This is a genomic window from Nocardia sp. NPDC050406, from assembly GCF_044459025.1.
Taxonomy (GTDB): Bacteria; Actinomycetota; Actinomycetes; order Mycobacteriales; family Mycobacteriaceae; genus Nocardia.
Map to the genome: position 1 here is coordinate 375,852 of NZ_JBITIM010000002.1, position 23,920 is coordinate 399,771.

The following is a 23,920-nucleotide window of genomic DNA, read 5'->3' on the forward strand; positions in this document are numbered from 1 at the left end:
GAGGAAGAGGTCGTGCCGGGCGCCGACCTGTCCCGCACGGTCGGCTGGTTCACCGCCATCTTCCCGGTGCGCTTCGACCTCTCCGAGATCGATGTGGATGCCGCGCTGGCCGGTGGACCCGCCATGGGTCGCGCCATCAAGTCCATCAAGGAGCAGCTGCTCGCGGTGCCGGACAAGGGCCTCGGCTACGGCCTGCTGCGGTACCTGAACGCCGATACCGCCCGCGAGCTGCCCGCCGCACTGCCCGGCCAGGTCAGCTTCAACTACCTGGGCCGGGTCAATGCGGGCGATGTGCCCGAGGCGCTCCAGGGCTTCGGCTGGATTCCGGCTGCGGAACTGGGCGATCTGGGCGGCGCGTACGACGCCGATATGCCCGCCATGGCCCCGATCGATATCAACGCGATCGTGGTGGGCGACAAGCTCACCGCCAATATCGGCTACCCGAGCACCCTGCTCGAGGCCGCCGAGGTCGCCGCCTTCGGCGAACTGTGGACCGCCGCCCTGGAAGCGGTCGCGCGCCATGCCGATACCGCCGATTCGGGCGGACACACGCCGTCGGACTTCGGTCTGGTGCGGGTCACCCAGCGCGATATCGACGGCTGGGAGCAGCGCTTCCCGGGTCTGGACCAGGTGTGGCCGCTCTCCGCGCTGCAATCGGGTCTGCTCTTCCACGCGCAGCTGGCCGTGTCCTCGGTGGACGTCTACACCGCGCAGGCCGTTCTCACGCTCACCGGCCGCGTGGACGCCGACCGGCTGCGCGCCGCCGCTCAGGCGCTCATCGACCGGCACGAAATCCTGCGCACGGCATACCTTTCCGATGCCGCCGGTAATCCGGTGCAGCTGGTGCTCGACAGCGTGCGGGTGGCGTGGACCAACCACGACCGCACCGAGACCGGGTACGCCCAGGACATCATCGACGCCGACCGCGTACAGCGCTTCGACCTGACGCAGCCGCCGCTCATTCGCTTCACGCTGGTGCAGACCGCGGCCGACGCCTGGCAGCTGGCTGTGGCCAACCACCACATCCTGCTCGACGGCTGGTCCATGCCGCTGCTCATGCAGGACCTGCTGGTGCTGTACGCGACCCGGGCCGACAGCAGTGCGCTGCCGCCGGTGCGCTCCTACCGCCACTTCCTGGAATGGGTTGCGCAGCAGGACCGTTCGGCCTCGCTGAGCGCCTGGCAGCGGGCGCTGCGCGGGGTCTCCGAACCGACGCTGCTGACCCGACCGGACAGCAGCCGGGAGATCACCGCGCTGTCCGGCGAGTACTTCTTCGATCTGGACGAGGCCGCGACCCAGCGCCTCACCAACCTGGCCGCACAGCTCGGCGTCACGCCGAACACCGTGCTCCAGACCGCGTGGGGCATTCTGCTCGGCCGCCTCACCGGCCGCGACGACGTACTCTTCGGCACCACCGTGTCGGGCCGCCCGGCCCAGCTCGCGGGCGTCGAGAACATGGTCGGCCTGTTCATCAACACCGTGCCGGTGCGGGTCGCCTTCGATCCCGCCGAGACCGTGCGCGCGCTGCTCACCCGCACCCAGGGCGAGCAGGCCGATCTGCTCGACCACCACTACGTCGGCCTCGCCGATATCCAGTCGGCGGCGGGCATCGGCGGACTCTTCGACACCCTCGTGGTGTTCGAGTCCTATCCCGTTGACGCCGAAGGCATTCAGGCCCAGGCCGCCGATATCGACGGTATGGCCGTCACCGGCCTGGACGCCGCCGATGCCACGCATTACCCGCTGACGCTCATCGCCCAGCTCGACAGCCGCCTGCGCATTCGCGCGGGTTACCTGCGCGACCTGTTCGACGAGGGCACCGTCCGCCGGATCGCGGATCGCCTGGTGCGCGTGCTCACCGCCATCACCGCCGATCCCGGTGCGACCGTGGGCGATATCGAACTCCTCGACGCCGCCGAGCGCGCGCTGGTGGTGGACGAGTGGAACGACACCACCATCGATCTGGACTTCGACATCTCGATCATGGCGTCGAATCCGGGCGGGGCCGATGTGGCCGCCATCTCCGGCGATATCGTCCGCACCAAGTCCGGTGATGCCGCCGCGACGCTGGTCGCGCTCTTCGAGGGACAGGCCGCACGCACCCCGAACGCGGTGGCCGTCTCCTACGAGGGGACAACCCTCGCCCACCCGTCGCCCGACCACCACCCCTCATCGAGTCTCTCCGAGACGCTGACATATTCCGAGTTCGCCGACCGGGTGCACCGCCTGTCGCGTTGGCTCATCGAACGCGGCGTCGGCGCGGAAACCTTTGTGGCCCTGGGTATGCGCCGCTCCATCGACCTGGTGGTCGGCATGTACGCCGTGGTCGCCGCCGGTGGCGCGTACGTGCCGCTGGACCCGGATCACCCGGCCGAGCGCACCGAGTACATTCTCGACACCGCCGACCCGGTGACCGTGCTGACCTCCGGCGAGGACCTCGATATCGACACCGCGCAGGTGCGAATCGATCTGCTCGACCTGTCCAGCTACTCGGGTGATCCGCTCACCGACGCCGAACGCGTCGCGCCGCTGCGCTCGTCGAACACCGCCTACGTCATCTTCACCTCCGGCTCGACCGGCCGCCCCAAGGGTGTCGCGGTCTCGCACGGCGCGATCGTCAATCGTCTGGTGTGGATGCAGGACGCCTACAACCTCACCGGCAAAGACGTTGTGCTGCAGAAGACTCCGGCGACCTTCGACGTGTCGGTGTGGGAGTTCTTCTGGCCCTTGCAGGTCGGTGCGCGCTTGGTCGTGGCCAAGCCGGACGGCCACCGCGATCCGGCCTATCTCGCGGAACTCATTGCCCGCGAAGGCGTCACGGTGACGCACTTCGTGCCGTCCATGCTCGCGGTGTTCGTGGCCGAGGCCGCCGCCGCGCAGGCCACCAGCCTGCGTCAGGTCTTCGCCTCCGGTGAGGCCCTGTCGCCCAAGCCCGCGCACCGCCTGCGCGAGCTGACCGGCGCTCAGCTGCACAACCTGTACGGCCCGACCGAGGCCGCGGTCGACGTCACCTATCACGAGGTCGTCGCGGCCGACGTCGATACCGTGCCGATCGGCCGCCCGGTCTTCAATACCCGGACCTACGTGCTGGATTCGCGGCTGCGGCCCGTTCCGGTGGGTGTCGCGGGTGAGCTGTACCTGGCGGGCGATCAGCTCGCCACCGGGTACGTGGCGCGTCCCGATCTGACCTCGGATCGCTTCGTGGCCAACCCGTTCGCCGCGGGCGAGCGCATGTACCGCACCGGCGACCTGGTGGTGTGGACCGCCGACGGCGAACTGGAGTACATCGGCCGCACCGACTTCCAGGTCAAGCTGCGCGGTCTGCGCATCGAGCTCGGCGAGATCGAATCCGCGCTCACCGCACTGGATTCCATCGCGCAGTCGGTGGTCGTGGTGCGCGGTGACGCGCACACCGGCGACCAGCTGGTCGCGTATGTCGTCGCCGCACCGGGCCGCACCGTCGATATCGACGCCGTGCGCGCCGAACTCGGCGACCACCTGCCGTCCTACATGGTGCCGTCGGTGCTCATGGTGCTCGACGAATTCCCGCTCAACGCCTCCGGCAAGCTGGATCGCAAGGCGCTGCCCGCGCCGGTGTTCGAGGCGGCGGTCTTCCGCGCCCCGGTCACGCCGGTCGAGCAGATCGTCGCGGGTGTCTTCGCCGAGGTCCTCGGTCTGGAGCGGGTCGGCCTCGACGACGACTTCTTCGCCCTCGGCGGCAACTCACTCAGCGCCACCCAGTTGGCGGCGCGCCTGTCGGTCGCGCTGGACACCCAGCTCGGCGTGCGCGAGATCTTCGAGGCGTCCACCGTCGCGGCGCTGGCCATGCGGGCCGAATCCGCCTCCGGAGTGGGGGCACGCAAGGCGCTCGCGCCGCAGCCGCGCCCCGAGCGGGTGCCGCTGTCGCTGGCGCAGCAGCGCATGTGGTTCCTCAACCGGTTCGATCCCGAATCGGCCGTGGACAATATCCCCGCCGCCGTGCGCCTGTCCGGCCTGCTGGATCGCCAGGCGCTCCAGATCGCGGTCGCCGATGTGCTGGCGCGCCACGAATCGCTGCGTACCCGCTACCCCGAGGTGGACGGCACCGCGTACCAGCAGATCGTGCCCACCGGCCAGGTCATTCCGGATCTGACCCCGGTGGACGTCACCGAAGCCGAACTGCCGCAGGCGCTCTCGGATCTGGTGCTGCGCGGGTTCGACGTCACCGTCGAGGTGCCGTTCCGCGCCCGTCTGTTCGAGATCACCCCGACCGAACACGTGCTGGCCCTGGTGGTGCACCACATCTCCGGTGACGGCGTCTCCATGCTCCCGCTCACCCGGGATGTCATGACCGCCTACAGCGCCCGCGTCGAGGGCGGCGAACCCGCCTGGCAGCCGCTGGAGGTGCAGTACGCCGACTTCGCGCTCTGGCAGCGCGAGGTGCTCGGCCGCGAGGACGACGCGAACTCCATTATCTCGCAGCAGATCTCGTACTGGGGCGAGACGCTGCGCGGGCTGCCGGAGCAGTTGGACCTGCCCTCGGACCGGCCGCGTCCCGCCGTCGCCTCCGGGCGCGGCGCGACCCACGCCTTCCAGATCGACGGCGAAACCCACGCGCGCCTGGTCGAATTGGCCCGCGCCAACGGGGCGACGCTGTTCATGGTGGCGCACGCGGCGCTGGCGGTGCTGCTCGCGCGCCTGTCCGGTGAAGAGGACATCGCCATCGGTACGCCCGTCGCGGGTCGTGGCGAGCGCGCGCTCGACGACCTCATCGGCATGTTCGTCAACACCCTGGTGCTGCGGACGCCGGTCGACGGCGAGAAGTCCTTCACCGAACTGCTGGAGGCGGTGCGCACCACCGATATTCAGGCGTTCGGGCACGCCGATCTGCCGTTCGAGCGGCTGGTGGAGATTCTCAACCCGGCGCGTTCGCAGGCGCGGCATCCGCTGTTCCAGGTCATGCTGTCGTTCCAGAACACCGGACCGGCCGAGCTGGAGCTGCCGGGGCTGACCGCCAGCGGTGTGGAGCTGCCGATCGATACGGCCAAGTTCGATCTGCAGGTCGTGCTGTCGGAGGAGAGCGCCGTGGCGCACGCCTCCGGCAACGGGTCGACCGCGCCGTCCGGTATCGCGGCCGAGCTCATCTACGCCACCGACCTCTTCGACGCCGAGACCATGGTCGAGTTCGGGGAGCGCTTCGCGCGACTGCTGAAGGCCCTTGTCGCCGAGCCGAATCGGGCGCTGGGCGATATCGACCTGCTGGCCGCCGACGAGCGCCGACTGGTGGTCACCGACTGGAACGCCACCGCCGTGGACGTGGCCGCCGGACTGCCCGACGGTGCGGCCGACACGCTGGTGTCGCTGTTCCAGGCTCAGGCTGTGACCAGCGCCGACGCGATTGCCGTGGTGTCCGAGGGGACAGCTCTGTCCTACGCCGCGTTCGGCGAGCGCGTGCACCGCCTGGCCCGCCACCTCATCGCGCAGGGCGTCGGCCCGGAGTCGTTGGTGGCCTTGGCCATTCGCCGCTCCACCGATCTGGTCGTGGCCATGTACGCGGTGCTCGAGGCGGGTGGCGCGTACGTGCCGCTGGATCTCGACCAGCCCGCCGAGCGCCTCGACTACGTGCTCGAGGTGGCGCAGCCCGCGGTCGTGCTGACCACGAGCCGCGACGGTTACGAGAGCGAATTCCCGACCGTCGCCATCGATACGCTCGAGCTCGACGGTCTCGCCGCCACGCCGGTCGCCGACGCGGAACGCCGTGCGCCGCTGCGGCCTTCGAACACCGCCTACGTCATCTTCACCTCGGGTTCGACCGGCCGTCCGAAGGGCGTCGCCGTGCCGCACCGGGCCGCGGTGAACCAGATCCGGTGGATCACCACCGAATACGGCCTGAACGCCGACGATGTGGTGCTGTTCAAGACGCCCGCCACCTTCGACGTGTCGGTGTGGGAACTGTTCGGCCCCTTGGCCACCGGTGGCCGCATGGTCGTCGCCACCCCGGACGGCCACCGCGACCCGCAGTACCTCGCGGAGGTCATCGCCGCCGAACGCGTCACCATGACCTCGTTCGTGCCGTCCATGCTGACCGTCTTCGCGGGCAGCGCGGACCCGGCGGCGCTCACCTCGCTGCGCACCCTGCTCATCGCCGGTGAGGCGTTCACCGCCGACGCGGTCGAGGCATACCGCGCCATCAACGGCGCCGAACTGCACAACCTCTACGGCCCCACCGAATTCACCGTCCACGCCACCTACGCGGCGGCCGAGGACGATGTCGCCGGTGCCGTGCCTATCGGCGCACCGGTCTGGAATGCCCAGACCTACGTGCTGGATGCGCGCCTGCACCCCGTCGCCCCCGGCGTCGCGGGTGAGCTCTACCTCGCGGGAGCCCAGGTCGCCCGCGGCTACGTCGGCCGCGCCGACCTCACCGCGGACCGCTTCGTAGCCAACCCCTTCGCCACCGGCGAACGCATGTACCGCACCGGCGACCTGGTCAAGTGGACCGACGAAGGCCAGTTGGTCTACCTCGGCCGCACCGACTTCCAGGTCAAACTCCGCGGCCTGCGCATCGAACTCGGCGAAATCGAATCCGCCCTCACCGCACACGATTCCGTGGCCCAAGCCGTGGTCGTGATGCGCTCCGACGCTCATACGGGTGACCGCCTGGTCGCCTACGTCGTCCCGACGGCGCAGCAACTCGTCGATATCGCGAACCTGAAGGACACCCTCTCGGCGGCCCTCCCGTCGTACATGGTTCCGTCGGCCTTCGTGGTCCTGGACTCCATGCCGCTCAACCCGAACGGCAAACTCGACCGCAAGGCCCTCCCCGAACCCGAGTTCGAGGCCCGCGAATTCCGCGCCCCCGCGACCCCGATCGAGGAGACCGTCGCCTCGGTCTTCGCCGAGGTCCTCGGCACCGACCAGCCCATCGGCATCGACGACGACTTCTTCGACCTCGGCGGCAACTCCCTCATCGCCACCCAGGTCGCGGCCCGTCTCGGCGCGGCCCTCGACACCCGTATCCCGGTGCGCGTGCTGTTCGAGGCCCCCACCGTCGCCGCCCTGGCCGCCCGCCTGGCGGGCGAGACCCGCACCGGCAGCCGCCCGGCCCTGGTGGCCGGTGAGCGCCCCGCCGAGATCCCGCTCTCGCTGGCGCAGCAGCGCATGTGGTTCCTCAACCGCTTCGACGCCGCCTCCGCGGTCAACAACATCCCGATGGCCGTCCGGCTCTCCGGCGACCTGGACACCGACGCCCTGCTGGCCGCCGTCGGCGACGTGGTGGACCGGCACGAGGTGCTGCGCACCTACTACCCGTCCACCGCGAACGGCCGTGGCGTGCAGGTGATCCTGCCCGTCGGCCACCGCATTCCGGAGGTCGGTCCGGTCGAGATCGCCGAGGCCGATATCGCCGCCGCCATCGGCGAACTGGTGCTCACCGGCTTCGACGTCACCAACGAAGTCCCGGTGCGCGCCAAGCTCTTCCGCATCGTCGATGCCGAAGAGCCCACGCACGTACTGGTTTTCGTGGTGCACCACATCTCCGGCGACGGCTGGTCGGTGCGACCGCTGGCGCGCGACGTGATGGTCGCCTACGCCGCCCGCGCCAACGACGCCGCTCCGGGCTGGGCTCCGCTGCCGGTGCAGTACGCCGACTTCGCGCTCTGGCAGCGCGGCGTGCTCGGCTCCGAGGACGACGCCGACTCGCTCATCTCGCAGCAGGTCGCCTACTGGTCCGAGACCCTCGCCGGACTGCCGGACCAGATCGACCTGCCGTCGGATCGTCCGCGCCCGGCCGTGGCCTCCAACCGCGGTGGCGTGCACGAATTCTCGATCGACGCCGACCTGCTCGACGGCCTCAACCGGCTGTCGCGTGAACACGGGGCCAGCCTCTTCATGGTCGTGCACGCGGCCTTCGCGGCCCTGCTCGCGCGCCTGTCCGGCTCCGACGACATCGCCATCGGCACCGCCGTCGCGGGCCGCGGTGAAGCCGCGCTCGACGATGCCATCGGCATGTTCGTCAACACCCTGGTGCTGCGCACGGGTATCGACACCGGCGAGCCCTTCACCGGCCTGCTGGCCCGCACCAAGGATTCCGACCTGGCCGCCTTCGGCCACGCCGACCTGCCGTTCGAGCGACTGGTGGAGATCCTCAACCCGCCGCGTTCACAGGCCCGGCACCCGCTGTTCCAGGTCATGCTCTCGTTCCAGAACACCGGCGAGGCCACCTTCTCGCTCCAGGGCCTGGAAGTCGCGGGCGTGCCCCTGGACGTGGTGACCGCCAAATTCGACCTGCACCTCAACCTCACCGAGCGCCTCGGCGCGGATGGCGTGGCCGAGGGCATGGACGGCGAATTCGCCTTCGCCACCGACATGTTCGAGACCGACACCGTCGCCGATATCGCGGATCGACTGGTGCGGATGCTCACCGCGGTGGTCGCGGATCCGACCGCCGTGGTCGGCGATATCGACATGCTCGACGAATCCGAGCGGGCGTTGGTCCTCGACGCGTGGAATGCCACCGCCGCGCCGGTGGATCCGACCGCCACCCTGGTGTCGATGTTCGAGGCGGTGACCAGCACCGATGCCCCGGCCCTCGTGTTCGAGGGGACAGCCCTGGCCCACCCGTCGCCCGACCACCACCCCTCATCGAGTCGCTACGCGACGCTGTCGTATTCCGAGTTCACCGCCCGGGTGAACCGCCTGGCCCGCCACCTCATCGCACAGGGCGTGGGCCCGGATTCCCTGGTGGCCCTGGGCATGCGCCGCTCCTTCGACCTGGTCGTCGGCATGTACGCCGTGACGGTGGCCGGTGGCGCGTACGTGCCGCTGGACCCGGATCACCCGGCCGAGCGCACTCACTACGTCCTCGAGACGGCGCAGCCGGTGTGCGTGCTCACCACCTCGCGCGATGATTTCGAGTCCGGGGCCTTCGCCGCCCTCGAGATCGACCGCCTCGACCTGTCGGGCTACGACGCCGCGCCGGTCGCCGATGCGGAACGCCTTGTGCCGCTGCGGCCCTCTCACACCGCGTACGTCATCTTCACCTCCGGCTCGACCGGCCGCCCGAAGGGCGTGGCGGTGAGCCACGAGGCCATCGTCAACCGCCTGGTGTGGATGCAGTCCGCCTACGGCCTCACCGCCGACGACGTGGTGTTGCAGAAGACCCCCGCCACCTTCGACGTGTCGGTCTGGGAGTTCTTCTGGCCCTTGCAGATCGGCGCGACGCTGGTCATCGCCAAGCCGGACGGCCACCGCGACCCGGCCTACCTGGCCGAGCTCATCACCGAGCAGCGCGTCACCACCGCGCACTTCGTGCCGTCCATGATGTCGGTGTTCGTCGCCGAGGAACGCGCCGCCGAATGCGTCAGCCTGCGACAGGTTTTCGCCTCCGGCGAGGCACTGCCCGCCCCGACCGCGCAGAAGTTGCGCGAACTCACCGGCGCGCGGGTGCACAACCTGTACGGCCCCACCGAGGCCGCCGTCGACGTCACCTTCCACGAGGTGGTCGATGCCGACACCGTGACCGTGCCGATCGGCGCTCCGGTCTTCAACACCCGTGTGCACGTGCTGGATTCGCGCCTGCACCCGGTTCCGGCGGGCGTCGCGGGTGAGCTCTACCTCGCGGGCGTGCAGCTGGCGCGCGGCTATGTCGGGCGCCCGGATCTGACGGCGGATCGCTTCGTCGCCGATCCGTTCGGCGACGGCGAGCGCATGTACCGCACCGGCGACCTCGTCAAGTGGACCTCGAACGGTGAGCTGGAGTACCTGGGCCGCACCGACTTCCAGGTCAAGCTGCGCGGTCTGCGCATCGAACTCGGCGAGATCGAATCCGCGCTGGTGGCACTGGACGCCATCGCGCAGTCGGTGGTCGTGGTGCGCCACGACGACCGCCTCGGCGATCAGCTCGTCGGCTACGTGATCCCGGCGGCGGGCCACAGCGTGGACACCGACGAGGTGCGCGCGGCCCTGGCCGAGGAGCTGCCGGGCTACATGGTTCCGGCCGCCTACGTGGTGCTGGATGCCTTCCCGCTCAACGCCTCCGGCAAGCTGGACCGCAAGGCGCTGCCCGCACCGGTCTTCGAGGCCAAGGTGTTCCGCGCCGCCTCCACTCCGATCGAGGAGATCGTCGCGGGCATCTTCTCCGATGTCCTCGGCGTCGGCCGCGTCGGCGTCGACGACGACTTCTTCGAACTCGGCGGCAACTCGCTCATCGCCACCCAGGTCACCGCCCGCCTCGGCGCGGCCCTGGACACCCAGCTGGCCGTGCGCGATCTGTTCGAGGCCTCCACCGTCGCGGCGCTGGCCGCCCGGGTGGAGCGCAACGCCGGATCCGGTCGCCGTCCGCGCCTGGTCGCCGGTGAACGGCCGGAACAGATTCCGCTCTCCCCGGCGCAGCAGCGCTACTGGTTCCTCAACCAGTTCGACACCAGCACCTCGGCCGTCGACAACATCCCGCTGGCCGTGCGGCTCACCGGCACGCTGGAGCTGACCGCGCTGGAAGAGGCCATCGGCGATGTCATCGCCCGCCACGAGGTGCTGCGCACCATCTACCCGGGCGGCAACGACGGCCCGTCGCAGGTGATCCTGCCCGCCTCACAGACCGACCTCATGCTCGTCCCCGAGGGCGTGCGCGAGGAGGGCCTGCTGGGCAAGATCGTCGAATTCGCCATGACCACCTTCGATGTCACCGTCGAGGTGCCCATCGCGGTGCGCCTGTTCCGCATCACCGACAGCCCGGTCGAAGAGCATGTGCTGGCCTTCACCGTCCACCACGTCTCCGCCGACGGCTCCTCCATGGGCCCGCTGGCGCGCGATGTGATGGCCGCCTACATGGCCCGCGTCGAGGGCGACGCCCCGCAGTGGGCGGCGCTGCCGGTGCAGTACGCCGACTACGCGCTGTGGCAGCGTGAGGTGCTCGGTGACGAGCAGGATCCGGAATCGCTTGCCGCCCAGCAGGTCTCCTACTGGTCCAAGACCCTCGCGGACCTGCCCGATCAGCTGGAGCTGCCGACCGACCGGCCGCGCCCGCCCGCGCAGTCGTTCCACGGCAAGGCGCTGCGCTTCGATATCGATCCCGAGCGCCACGCCCGCCTGCACGAACTCGCCCGCGCCAACAACGCGTCGCTGTTCATGGTCGTGCACGCCGCGCTGGCGGTGCTGCTCTCGCGCCTGTCCGGCACCGACGACATCGCGGTCGGCACCCCGATCGCGGGCCGCGGTGAACGCGAACTCGACGACCTCATCGGCATGTTCGTCAATACCCTGGTGTTCCGCACCAAGGTGGACGCGGGCGCGACCTTCGCCGATCTGCTCGCCGAGGTGCGCGAACGCGACCTCGAGGCCTTCGCCAATGCCGATGTGCCCTTCGAGCGGCTCGTCGAGGTGCTCAACCCGGTGCGCTCCACCGCGCGCAACCCGCTGTTCCAGGTCGGCCTGTCCTTCCAGAACCTGGCCGAGACCAGCTTCCAGCTGCCCGGCCTGCACGTGGCACCGGTGCAGTTCGAATCGCAGCTGGCCAAGACCGATCTGCACGTGACGCTCTACGACCGGTACGCCGAGGACGGCACCCCGGCCGAGATTCTCACCGAATTCGGTTACGCCACCGATCTTTTCGACGAGAGCACCATTCGGGCCTTCGCCGACCGGTTCGTGCGGGTGCTCGACGCGGTGCTGGCCGACGCGGCCGAGCCGGTCGGGGAGATCGACCTGCTCGACGAGACCGAGCACGAGCTGATCCTGAAGGCGTGGAACGACACCGCGCATCCGGTGGACCGCGCGGCCACGCTGGTCTCGCTGCTCGACGCCTCGGTGGCCGCGGACCCCAAGTCCGACGCCATCGTCGCCGACACCCCTGAGGGCAGCGTCACGCTGTCCTACGGTGAGCTCGACGCGCGCGTCAACCGCCTGGCCCGCCACCTCATCGAACGCGGGATCGGCACCGAAGACCGGGTGGCCCTGGCCATTCGGCGTTCCGTGGACCTCGTCGTGGCCATGTACGCGGTGGCCAAGACCGGTGCCGCCTACGTGCCGATCGACCCGGACCAGCCCGCCGAGCGCACCGGCTACATCCTCGAGACCGCCGCGCCCGCGGCCGTACTCACCACGGGCCGTGACGGTTTCGCCACCGAGCTGGCCGAGGTGCTGCGCATCGACGAGATCGACCTGTCCGGCTACGCGGCCGGGCCGATCGCGCCGACCGAGCGGGTGCGGGAGCTGACCGCGGCCAACACCGCCTACGTCATCTTCACCTCCGGTTCGACCGGCCGGCCCAAGGGCGTCGCGGTGCCGCACGGCGCCGTCGTCAACCAGTTGCTGTGGAAGAACACCGAATTCGGCCTCGATCCGGCCGATGCGGTGCTGCTCAAGACCGCCGCCACCTTCGACCTGTCGGTCTGGGAGTTCTGGTCGGCCGCCGCGTGCGGTGGCCGCCTGGTCATCGCGCTGCCCGACGGGCACAAGGATCCGGCGTACCTGAACGAGCTCATGGCGCGGGAGTGGGTCACCACCCTGCACGTGGTGCCGTCCATGCTGGACGCGCTGCTCACCGACGGACTGCCGGATTCGCTGTGGCGGGTGCTGGCCATCGGCGAGGCGCTGCCCGGCCCGCTGGCCCAGCGCATGCGCCGCGAGCGGCCGCGCACCGAACTGTTCAACCTCTACGGTCCGACCGAGGCCGCGGTGTCCATCACCAGCCACCGCGTCACCGACGCCGACGAGGTCTCGGTCTCCATCGGTTCGCCGGAGTGGAACAGCCGGGTCTACGTGCTCGACGCGCGACTGCGGCCGGTGCCGACCGGCGTCTCCGGTGAGCTCTACCTCGCCGGTGATCAGCTGGCGCGCGGCTACTTCGGCCGCGCCGACCTGACCGCCGACCGGTTCGTGGCGAATCCGTTCGAGGACAACGGTTCTCGCATGTACCGCACCGGCGACCTGGTGGCCTGGACCGCCGCCGGGGAGCTGGAGTACCGGGGCCGCACCGACTTCCAGGTGAAGATCCGCGGCTTCCGCATCGAGCTCGGCGATATCGAGGCGGCGCTGCTGCGTCAGGACGCCGTCGCGTCGGCCGCCGTTGTGGCGCACCAGGATCCGAGCCTGGGTGATCGCCTGGTGGCCTATGTCGTCGGCGCCGACGGCGATCTCGACAAGCGGGCGCTCCAGGCCGCGCTGTCGGCGGAGCTGCCGTCGTACATGGTGCCGTCGCTGTTCGTGCGGCTGGACACCTTGCCGCTCAATGCCAATGGCAAGCTCGACCGCAAGGCGCTGCCGGAGCCGACCTTCGAGAAGGCGGTCTTCCGCGCACCCGTCACCCCGATCGAGCAGATCGTGGCGGGCGTCTTCGCCGACGTGCTGCGCGTGGAGGGCACCGGACGCATCGGTCTCGACGACGACTTCTTCGCGTGGGGCGGCAACTCGCTGCTCGCCACGCAGGTCGCGGCGCGCCTCGGCGAGGCGCTCAACACCCGGGTGCCGGTGCGCCTGCTGTTCGAGGCGTCCACCGTCGCCGCGCTCGCGGCGCGGGTGGAGCACAATGCCGGAACCGGTGACCGCAAGGCGCTGAAGGCACAGCCGCGGCCCGAGCACATTCCGCTGTCGCTGGCCCAGCAGCGCATGTGGTTCCTCAACCGCTTCGACACCTCGTCGGCGGCCTACAACGTGCCCGTCGCGGTGCGGCTGTCCGGGCAGCTGGATATCGACGCGCTGCGCTCGGCCGTCGCGGATGTGGTGGCGCGCCACGAGATTCTGCGCACCATCTACCCGCAGACCGAGCAGGGACCGGTGCAGGTCATCCTGCCGCCCGCGCAGGCGGTGCCGGAGCTCGAGGTGCGCTCGGTCGAACTCGAGGATGTGGCCGCCGCCGTGGTGGAGCTGACCTCCACCATCTTCGACGTCACCACCCAGGTGCCGGTGCGGGTCGCGCTGTTCGAGATCGCCGACGGCGAATACGTGCTCGCCCTGGTGATTCACCACATCTCCGGTGACGGCTCCTCGGTCGCGCCGCTGACCCGCGACCTCATGACCGCCTACGCGGCGCGCTCGATGGGCTACGAGCCCGCGTGGTCGCCGCTGGCGGTGCAGTACGCGGACTACAGCATCTGGCAGCGTGAGCTGCTCGGCAGCGAGGACGACGCGGAATCGCTCGCGGCCAAACAGGTCGCGTACTGGAAGCAGGCCCTGGCGGGGCTGCCCGACCAGCTGGACCTGCCGTCGGACCGTCCGCGTCCGGCCGTGCAGTCCTTCCACGGCGGCCGGGTCGAGCTGCACCTCGATGCCGAAACGCACCGGGCGCTCATCGATCTCGCCCGCGCCGAGGGCGCGACGCTGTTCATGGTCGTGCACACCGCGCTGGCGGTGCTGCTGGCGCGGCTGTCGGGCACCGACGACATCGCCATCGGCACCCCGATGGCCGGTCGCGGCGAGGCCGTCCTCGACGACCTCATCGGTATGTTCGTGAACACCTTGGTGTTCCGCACCCAGGTCGAGGCCGACGAGCCGTTCACCGAACTGCTCGGCCGCCAGCGCGAAATCGACATCCAGGCCTTCGCCAATGCCGATGTGCCGTTCGAGCGCCTGGTCGAGGTGCTCAACCCGGTGCGCTCCACCGCGCGGCACCCGCTGTTCCAGGTCGGCCTGTCCTTCCAGAACCTGGCCCAGTCCAGCCTGGAACTGCCGGGCCTCACCGTCTCCGGCCTGGATATCGACACCGAGCTGTCGCAGTTCGACCTGCACCTCATCGCCACCGACCGCTACGACGAAACCGGTGCGCCGGAAGGTGTTTCGGGCTTCTTCACCTACGCCACGGATATGTTCGAGCACGACACCGTGCAGGGCTTCGTGGACCGCTTCACGCGCCTGCTCGGGGAGATCATCGCCGCGCCGGACACCGCCGTGGGCGATATCGACCTGCTCGCACCCGTCGAGCGCACCGCCCTGGTGTCCGAGCGCAATGCGACCGCGCACCAGACGGATTCGACCGCGACGCTGGCCTCCATGCTGGCGGCGACCGTGGCGGCCAAGCCGACCGCGGTGGCCCTCATCGGCCCCGACGGCGAGGTGCTCACCTACGCCGAGCTGAGCCAGCGGGTGAACCGCCTTGCCCGCCACCTGATCTCGGTGGGCGTCGGCTCGGAGGCGCGGGTCGCGCTGGCGCTGCGCCGCTCGGTCGACCTGGTGGTCGCCATGTACGCGGTCTCGGTCGCGGGCGGCGCGTACGTGCCGGTCGACCCGGATCAGCCCGCCGAGCGGACCGGGTACATCCTGGACACCGCCGCGCCGGTATGCGTGATCACCAATGCCGCAGCGGAATTCGCGACCGATATCGCGCCGCTGGTGTCCCTGGACGAGCTGGACCTGTCCGGCGTGAGCGGTGGCGCGGTGAGCGCGGCCGAGCGGATCGCTCCGCTGCGGCCGAGCAATACCGCCTATGTCATCTTCACGTCGGGTTCGACGGGCCGCCCGAAGGGCGTGGCGCTGCCGCACGCGGCGATCGCGAACCAGTTGCAGTGGAAGACAGCCGAATTCGGCCTGGGTGCCGATGACGCGGTGCTGCTGAAGACCGCCGCGACCTTCGACCTGTCGGTCTGGGAGTTCTGGTCGGCGGCCGTCTCCGGTGGCCGCCTGGTCATCGCCGCCCCCGACGGGCACCGCGATCCGGCCTACCTCAACGAGCTCATGGCCCGAGAGGCCGTCACCACCCTGCACGTGGTGCCGTCCATGCTCGACGCTCTGCTCACCGAATCCGGTGGCGCACTGACCCCGTCGCTGCGCCGCGTCCTCGCCATCGGCGAGGCGCTCCCGGCGTCGGTCGCCCAGCGCTTCCGCACCGCCAACCCGAGCGCGACCCTGTTCAACCTGTACGGCCCCACCGAAGCGGCGGTGTCCATCACCACCCACGAGGTCACCGACGCCGACCAGGGCTCGGTCTCCATCGGCGCGCCCGAATGGAACAGCCAGGTCTACGTCCTCGACTCCCGCCTCCACCCCGTCCCCGACGGCGTCGCGGGCGAGCTCTACCTCGCGGGCACCCAACTCGCCCGCGCCTACTTCGGCCGCCCCGACCTCACCGCCGACCGCTTCGTAGCCAACCCCTTCGCCCCCGGCGAGCGCATGTACCGCACCGGCGACCTGGTCGCCTGGACCGTCAATGGCGAGTTGGATTACCGAGGCCGCACTGACTTCCAGGTCAAGATCCGCGGCTTCCGCATCGAACTCGGCGAAATCGAAGCAGCGCTCCTCGCCCTGCCCGAGATCGCCCAAGCGGCAGTCATCGCAAAGTCCGACCAGCGCACCGGCGACCGCCTGGTGGCATACGTGGTCGGCGCGCAAGGCCAGCCCGCGTCAGGTGCTGCGGGTGCGCTCGAGCAGTCCGCGGCAGGTAATGCGGGTGCGCTCGACCTGTCTGCGGCAGGTGATGCGGGTGCGCTCGAGCAGTCCGCGACAGGTGCTTCGGGGGCGCTTGGGCAGTCTGCGCCAGGGGCGCAGGGTGGGCAAGCGCAGCAAGAGCCCGCGGCACCGAACCCTGTTGCGTCGCAGATCGATACCGCCCGGGTGAAGTCCGCCCTCGCGGCGAGCCTGCCGTCGTACATGGTCCCGTCGGCTTTCGTGGTCCTCGACGCCTTGCCGCTCAATGTGAACGGCAAGCTGGACCGCAAGGCCCTCCCGGAACCGGAGTTCGAGTCCACCGCCTTCCGCGCCCCCTCGACCCCCATCGAGGAGATCGTGGCAGGCGTCTTCACCGAGGTCCTCGGCGTCGACCGCGTAGGCGCGGACGACGACTTCTTCACCCTCGGCGGCAACTCCCTACTCGCCACCCAGGTGGCAGCGAGAATTGGCGCGGCCCTCGACGCCCGGGTACCCGTCCGCACCCTCTTCGAGTCCTCGACAGTCTCCGGCCTCGCCGCCAAGGTCGAACAGCACGCCGGAGCCGGAGGCCGCCAACCCCTCACCGCCCAGCCCCGCCCGGAGCACATTCCGCTGTCCCTGGCCCAGCAGCGCATGTGGTTCCTCAACCAGTTCGACACGGCCTCGGCGGCCTACAACATCCCCGTCGCCGTCCGCCTGACCGGCGACCTGGACACCGCCGCCCTGCAACAGGCCGTGGCCGACGTCATCTCCCGCCACGAGACCCTGCGCACCATCTACCCGCAGCTCGACGGCGCGCCCACGCAGCGGATCGTCCCCGCCGCCCAGGCGGTCCCCGATCTGACTCCGATCACGGTGACCGCCGCCGAGGTCCGCGACCGCATCGCCGCGGTCATCTCGACCGGCTTCGACGTGACCACCGAAGTCCCGTTGCGCGCCAAGCTGTTCCGGGTCCGCGTCGTCGAGGAACTCGGGGCCCACGAGGCCCTGGCCCTCGACGCCGCCGACGCCATCGAAGCCGCCACGCTGCGCGCCCTCGGCGAGAACGCGCCGACCTTCGGCAACGGCGCACACCGCCCCGCCGAGACCGTCGAGCACGTCCTCGTCTTCGTCGCCCACCACATCAGCGCCGACGGCTGGTCCATGGGCCCGCTCACCCGCGACGTCATGGTGGCCTACGCCGCCCGCGCCGCCGGTGTCACCCCGGGCTGGGCTCCGATGCCGGTGCAGTACGCGGACTTCAGCATCTGGCAGCGCGAGGTCCTCGGCTCCGAGGACGACCCGAACAGCCTCATCTCCGCGCAGGCCGACTACTGGCGCACCGCGCTGGCCGACCTGCCGGACGAGCTGAACCTCCCGGCCGACCGCCCGCGCCCGACCACGCAGTCCTTCCGCGGCGGCCGGGTGCTGTTCCCGATCGGCACCGACCTGCACCAGGGCCTGCAGCGCATCGCCCGCGAGCAGAACGCGACCATGTTCATGGTCGTGCACACCGCGCTCGCGGTGTTCCTGGCGCGACTGTCCGGCACCGACGACATCGCGATCGGCACCCCGATCGCCGGTCGCGGCGAAGCCGAACTCGACGATGTGATCGGCATGTTCGTCAACACCCTGGTGCTGCGCACCCGAGTGGACGGCCAGGCCGACTTCACCGAGCTGCTCGCCCGCACCAAGGACACCGACCTGCAGGCGTTCGCGCACGCGGACATCCCGTTCGAGCGCCTGGTGGAACTGCTCAACCCCGAGCGCTCCACCTCGCGGCATCCGCTGTTCCAGGTGGTGCTGTCGTTCGAGAACCTGCCCGACAGCAGCTTCGAACTGCCCGGTCTGCGGGTCGCCGCGGTCGAATTCGACAACGACACCGCCAAATTCGATCTCTCGCTGACCATTCGGGAGGCCGGAGCCGAGGGCATGTACGCCGAATTCTCCTTCGCGCGTGACCTGTTCGACGACAGCACCGTCGAGGTGTTCGCGCAGCGGTTCACCCGCCTGCTCGAACAGCTCACCGCCGCCCCGAGCCGCCCGATCGGCGATGTGGATCTGCTCGCGGAGACCGAACGCGCCGACCTGGTGAACCGCACCGGTGGCGCCGCCATCGCACCGTCCACCCTGGCCGAGCTCATGAGCGATGCGGCACAGGCGAATCCGAAGGGCCAGGCGGTCGTCTTCTCCGGCGACAGCCTCACCTACGCCGAACTCGACGCCGCCTCCTCGCGTCTGGCGCGCCTGCTCATCGAGCGCGGCGCCGGGCCGGATGTCCTGGTCGCGGTGGCCATTCCGCGCTCCATCGAATCGGTGCTCGCGGTCTGGGCGGTGGCCAAATCGGGTGCGGCCTTCGTGCCGATCGACCCGGCCTACCCGGCCGACCGCATCGCGCACATGGTCGCGGATTCCGGTGCGGCACTGGGCCTCACGGTGACCGACAAGGCGGGTGACCTGCCGCCGGTCAAGAGCCTGGCGGGCTGGATCTCCCTCGGCGATCCCGCCGTCCTGGCCGAGGCGCAGCGCTACTCGGATGCCCCGGTCACCGACGCGGACCGCTGGGCCCCCATCCGGGCCGAGCACGCCGCGTACGTCATCTACACCTCCGGCACCACCGGTATGCCCAAGGGCGTCGTGGTCACCCATGCGGGTCTGGCCAACTTCAGCCTGGAACAGGTCGTGCGCTACGGCCTCGACTCCGGTTCGCGGGCACTGCATTTCGCGTCCCCGTCGTTCGACGCCTCCATCCTGGAGCTGCTGCTCGCGCTCGGCGCGGCCGGTGCGCTCGTGGTGGTGCCGCCGGGCACCTACGGCGGCGAGGAGCTCGGTGAGCTCATCGAGCGCGAACGCGTGAGCGTCGGCCTCATCACCCCGTCGGTGCTCGCCTCGCTGGACGCCAAGCATCTCGCGGGGATGGAAGTGATCATCGCCGGTGGTGAGGCCGTCTCGGCCGATCTGGTGGCCAAGTGGTCGGTCAACCCCGGCGGCCCGCGACGCTTCCACAACGCGTACGGCCCGACCGAGGCGACCATCGCCACGAATATCTCCGATCCGCTCGGCGCGGGCGATCGCGTCGTCATCGGTGGTCCGGTGCGCGGTATGCGGGCCATGGTGCTCGACGCCCGCCTGCACCCGGTGCCCGAGGGCGTCGCCGGAGAGCTCTACGTGGCCGGTGTGCAGCTGGCGCGCGGCTACCACGCGCGACCGGGCCTGACCGCCGAGCGCTTCGTCGCCGATCCGTTCGGGACCCCGGGCGACCGGCTCTACCGCACCGGTGACGTGGTGCGCTGGCGTCGCGACGCCGCGGGCCAGGCCGTCGTGGAGTACGTGGGCCGCAACGACTTCCAGGTGAAGGTACGCGGTTTCCGGATCGAACTCGGCGAGATCGACGCGGCCCTCACCGCGTACGAGAGCGTGGACTTCGCGGTCACCCTCGGCCACAAGACCGAGGCCGGAACCACCATCCTGGCCTCCTACGTGAAGCCGGTGGCCGGTGCGTCGATCGATATCGCCGCGCTCACCGAGCACGCCGCCGCACGGCTGCCGGAGTACATGGTGCCGACGGCCATCACGGTCATCGACGAGATTCCGCTGACCGGTGCGGGCAAGCTCGACCGGCGCGCGCTGCCCGAGCCCGTACTCGCCCCGCGCGAATTCCGGGCTCCCGTCAGCGATCTGGAGGGTGAGATCGCCGCTGTGTTCGCCGAGGTGCTCGGCGTGGAGCAGGTCGGCCTCGACGACTCCTTCTTCGCGCTCGGTGGCGACTCGATCCTGTCGATCCAGCTCGTCTCGCGGGCCAAGGGTCGCGGCATTCTGTTCAGCCCGCGCGATGTGTTCGAGAAGCGCAGCGTGGCCGGTCTGGCCGAAATCGCGGTGCGCGGCGGTGATTCCGAACAGGTGAAGCTGGCGGAGCTGCCGGGCGGCGGGGTCGGCGAGATCCCGCTGACGCCGATCATGGCGGCCATTCTGTCGAGTGGTTCGAGCTACCAGCGCTTCTCGCAGTCCATGGCACTGCGCCTGCCGGACGGCATCGACCGGGAGACCCTGGTCGCCACCATCGGGGCGGTCTTCGACCACCACGATGTGCTGCGTTCGCGCCTGCGCGGAAACGCTACGGACGGTTGGACTTTCGAGGCGCTCGAGCGCGGTGCCGTCGACGTCGACGCGCTCGTGCAGCGCGTCGTGGTGCCCGCCGACATCTCCGACGAGGAGCTGACCCGGGCGGCCAGTGCCGAACTCGATGGTGCGCTGGGACGACTGGATCCGGCCAATGCCGCCATGATTCAGTTCGTCTGGTTCTCCTTCGAGGGCGAGCGCCGCGATGTGCTCATGCTCGCCGCCCACCACTTCGTGGTCGACGGCGTGTCCTGGCGCATTCTGATTCCGGACTTCGCCCTGGCGTGGTCGCAGCTGGCCTTCGGACAGCCGGTGTCGCTGCCCGCCAACGGCACCTCCATGCGGCGCTGGGCGCATGCCCTCGTCGACGCGGCCGTCGCACCCGAGCGGGTGGCGGAACTCGAGTTCTGGCAAGGGGTTACCGATACGCCCGACCCGCTGCTCGGCTCGCGCGCCTTCGATCCGACGGTGGACACCTTCGCCACCGTCGAGCGGGTCGAGGTGAGCGTCCCCGCCGAGGTGACCGATGCCGTGCTCACCGCCATTCCGGGCCTGTACCGGGGCGGCGTGAACGACGGCCTGCTCTCCGCGCTGGCTATGGCCGTATCCCGATGGCGCGGTGCGGGTTCGGCGACGCTCATCAAGCTCGAGGGCCACGGCCGCGAAGAAGAGGTCGTGGCGGGCGCGGATCTCTCGCGCACGGTCGGCTGGTTCACCAGCGCCTACCCGGTGCGCCTCGATGTCGGCTCGGCCGATCTGAACGAGGCGTTCGAGGGCGGAAAAGCCCTGGGCGACATCGTGAAATCGGTGAAGGAGCAGCTGCTGGCGGTGCCCGACAAGGGTCTCGGCTTCGGTCTGCTGCGGCACCTGAACCCCGAAACCCGGGATCAGCTGCGCGATGTCGGCCAGATCAGCTTCAACTACCTGGGCCGCGTCTCCGCCGGTGAGGTGCCCGAACAGCTCGCCGAGCTGGGCTGGGTGCCGGTGGGCGACCTCGGGCAGCTGGACGCGGACATGGACCTGGACATGCCCGCCAACGCCACCCTCGACATCAACGCCATCGTCACCGACGGCGAAGACGGCCCGCAGCTGGGCGCGGCCTTCGCCTTCCCGACGGGGCTGTTGAGCCGGGAACGGGTCCAAGAGTTCGCCGATCACTTCGTGGCGGCGCTGACCGCGCTGGCCGAGCACGCCAAGCGGCCCGAGGCCGGTGGCTTCACGCCGTCCGATATGAACCTGGTCCAGATCGACCAGGGCGATATCGAGGTGTGGGAGCGGAACTACCCGGCGCTGGCCGACGTGTGGCCGCTGTCGCCGCTGCAGGGCGGCCTGCTGTTCCAGGCGATGATCGCCCAGAGCCAGCAGACCCTGGACGTCTACACCATGCAGGCCGTGCTCGACCTGGGCGGCACCGTGGATGTCGAGCGGCTGCACGCGGCCGCGCAGGGTGTGGTGGACCGCTACCCGAACCTGCGCACCGCGTTCGTCACCGACAACGACGGCAAGCCGGTACAGGTGGTGCTCGACCGCGCCGAAGCGCCGTGGCGCGAGGTGGATCTCACCGATCTGCCCGAGGCGCAACGGGTTCCGCGCATGCGTGAGCTCATCGAGCAGGACCGGGCCACGCACTTCGACCTGGCCGCGCCGCCGCTCATGCGGTTCACCCTGTTCCGCACCGAGGCCGAACAGTCGCACCTGGTGATCACCACCCACCACATCCTGGTGGACGGCTGGTCCATGCCGCTGCTCATGCAGGACCTGTTGGTGCTCTACGCCGTGCGCGGCGACACCTCGGCGCTGCCGCGCGTCAGCTCCTACCGGAACTTCCTGAGCTGGCTCGCCGGTCGCGACCGTGACGAATCGCTGCAGGCGTGGACCAAGGCGCTCTCCGGCGTCTCCGAGCCGACCGTGCTCGCACCGCAGGCGCGTTCGGAGGAGACCTTCGAGATCGGCCGCCACGTCACCGAGATCGACGCCGACCGCACCCGCGCGCTCACCAAGCGCGCCGGGGAGCTCGGGGTCACGGTGAACACGGTCGTGCAGACGGCGTGGGCCATCCTGCTCGGGAGGCTCACCGGCCGTGGCGACGTGGTGTTCGGCGCGACGGTCTCCGGCCGCCCCGCCGACCTGCCGGGCGTGGAGACCATGGTGGGTCTGTTCATCAACACCCTGCCCGTGCGCATTCGCATCGACGACCGCCTCACCGTCGAGGCCATGTTGGAGCGGGTGCAGCGTGACCAGGCCGACCTGCTCGACCACCACTACATCGGGCTCACCGACATCCAGCGCGTGGCCGGGGTGGGCAGCCAGTTCGACACCCTCATGGTGTTCGAGTCCTACCCCATGGACAAGGACGCGGTGGCCGCCGCCAGCTCCATCGACGGCATGTCGGTGAACGGCGTCGGCGTCAACGACAACACCCACTACCCGATGACGCTGGTGGTGATGGCCGAGGAGACCATCGAGATCGCCATGCGGTACCTGACCAGCCGTTTCACCGCCGACGAGGTGACCACCCTCGCCGCGCGCCTGAACCGCGTGCTGGACGCCCTGCTCGGCGACACCGACGCGCTGGTCGGCGATATCGACATTCTCGACGACACCGAACGCGCCCGCCTGCTCGCCGAGAGCACGGTCGCCGCCGTCGATTCCGGCCCCGAGGCGAACCGCCTGGGCGACCGCACGGTCGCCAAGGCCCTCGCCGCCGTGGTGGAAGAGGACCCGCAGGCCCCGGCCCTGCTCGTCGACGGCCAGGAGATCGCCTACCACGAACTCGACCGCCGCTCCTCGCAGTTGGCCCGAGTGCTCATCGACCGCGGCGCGGGCCCGGGCGACATCGTCGCCAATGCCCTGCCCCGCTCGGTGGACAGCGTGGTGGCCACCTGGGCCATTCACAAGGCCGGTGCCGCGGTGCTGTTCGCGAACAGTCTGTCCTTCGGCGATATCCTCGCCGCCGGAGCGGGTTTCGGCATCACCGGCGAACCGGCGGCCAAATCGGTGCGATGGCTGGTGCCGACCGACCCCAAGGTCCAGGCGGACCTGGCGGCGGCCCCCACCCACCCGGTCTCCTACGCCGACCGGGTGCGCCCGCTCACCGAGGACACCCCGGCCTTCGTGCACCGCGCGGCCGACGGCGCCTGGGTCACCCTCACCCAGACCGAGGCCCTCGATCGGGCGGATCGACTGCGCGAGGCCAACGAGATCGATTACGAGTCGACGCTCTACACGACGGCGGCCACCGGCCGACCGGCCGAGGACGAATTCCTCGCCGCGGCAACGGCGGGTGCGCTCTCGGTGCTGCCGGGTGACGATGTCGAAACCGACCTCCACGAGGGCGAAGTCAGCCACTGGTTCACCACGGCGGGTGACTCGACCGAGGTGGCCGGGGAGGACGTGAGGATTGTGTCGGGCTCCGACGGGTAAGCGTGAATTGGCCTGAGCGGTCGGAAACCAGCGTCGGACGGCGAATTTCGTCGTCGCGGTGAGA

General features: G+C 70.1%; 1 protein-coding gene (running past one end of the window). It reads left to right on the forward strand.

Going from position 1 to position 23,920, the window contains the following annotated elements; translation table 11 throughout:
- A protein-coding gene (locus ACIBH2_RS15075; RefSeq protein ID WP_397117646.1) for a non-ribosomal peptide synthase/polyketide synthase crosses the window boundary here: on the forward strand, positions 1–23,856 show its 3' portion. 20,202 nt of this gene lie to the left of the window's left edge; the window shows 23,856 of its 44,058 coding nt (coding positions 20,203–44,058); its start codon lies off the left edge, out of view; the stop codon is at positions 23,854–23,856.
- Positions 23,857–23,920: the final 64 nt, after the last annotated feature.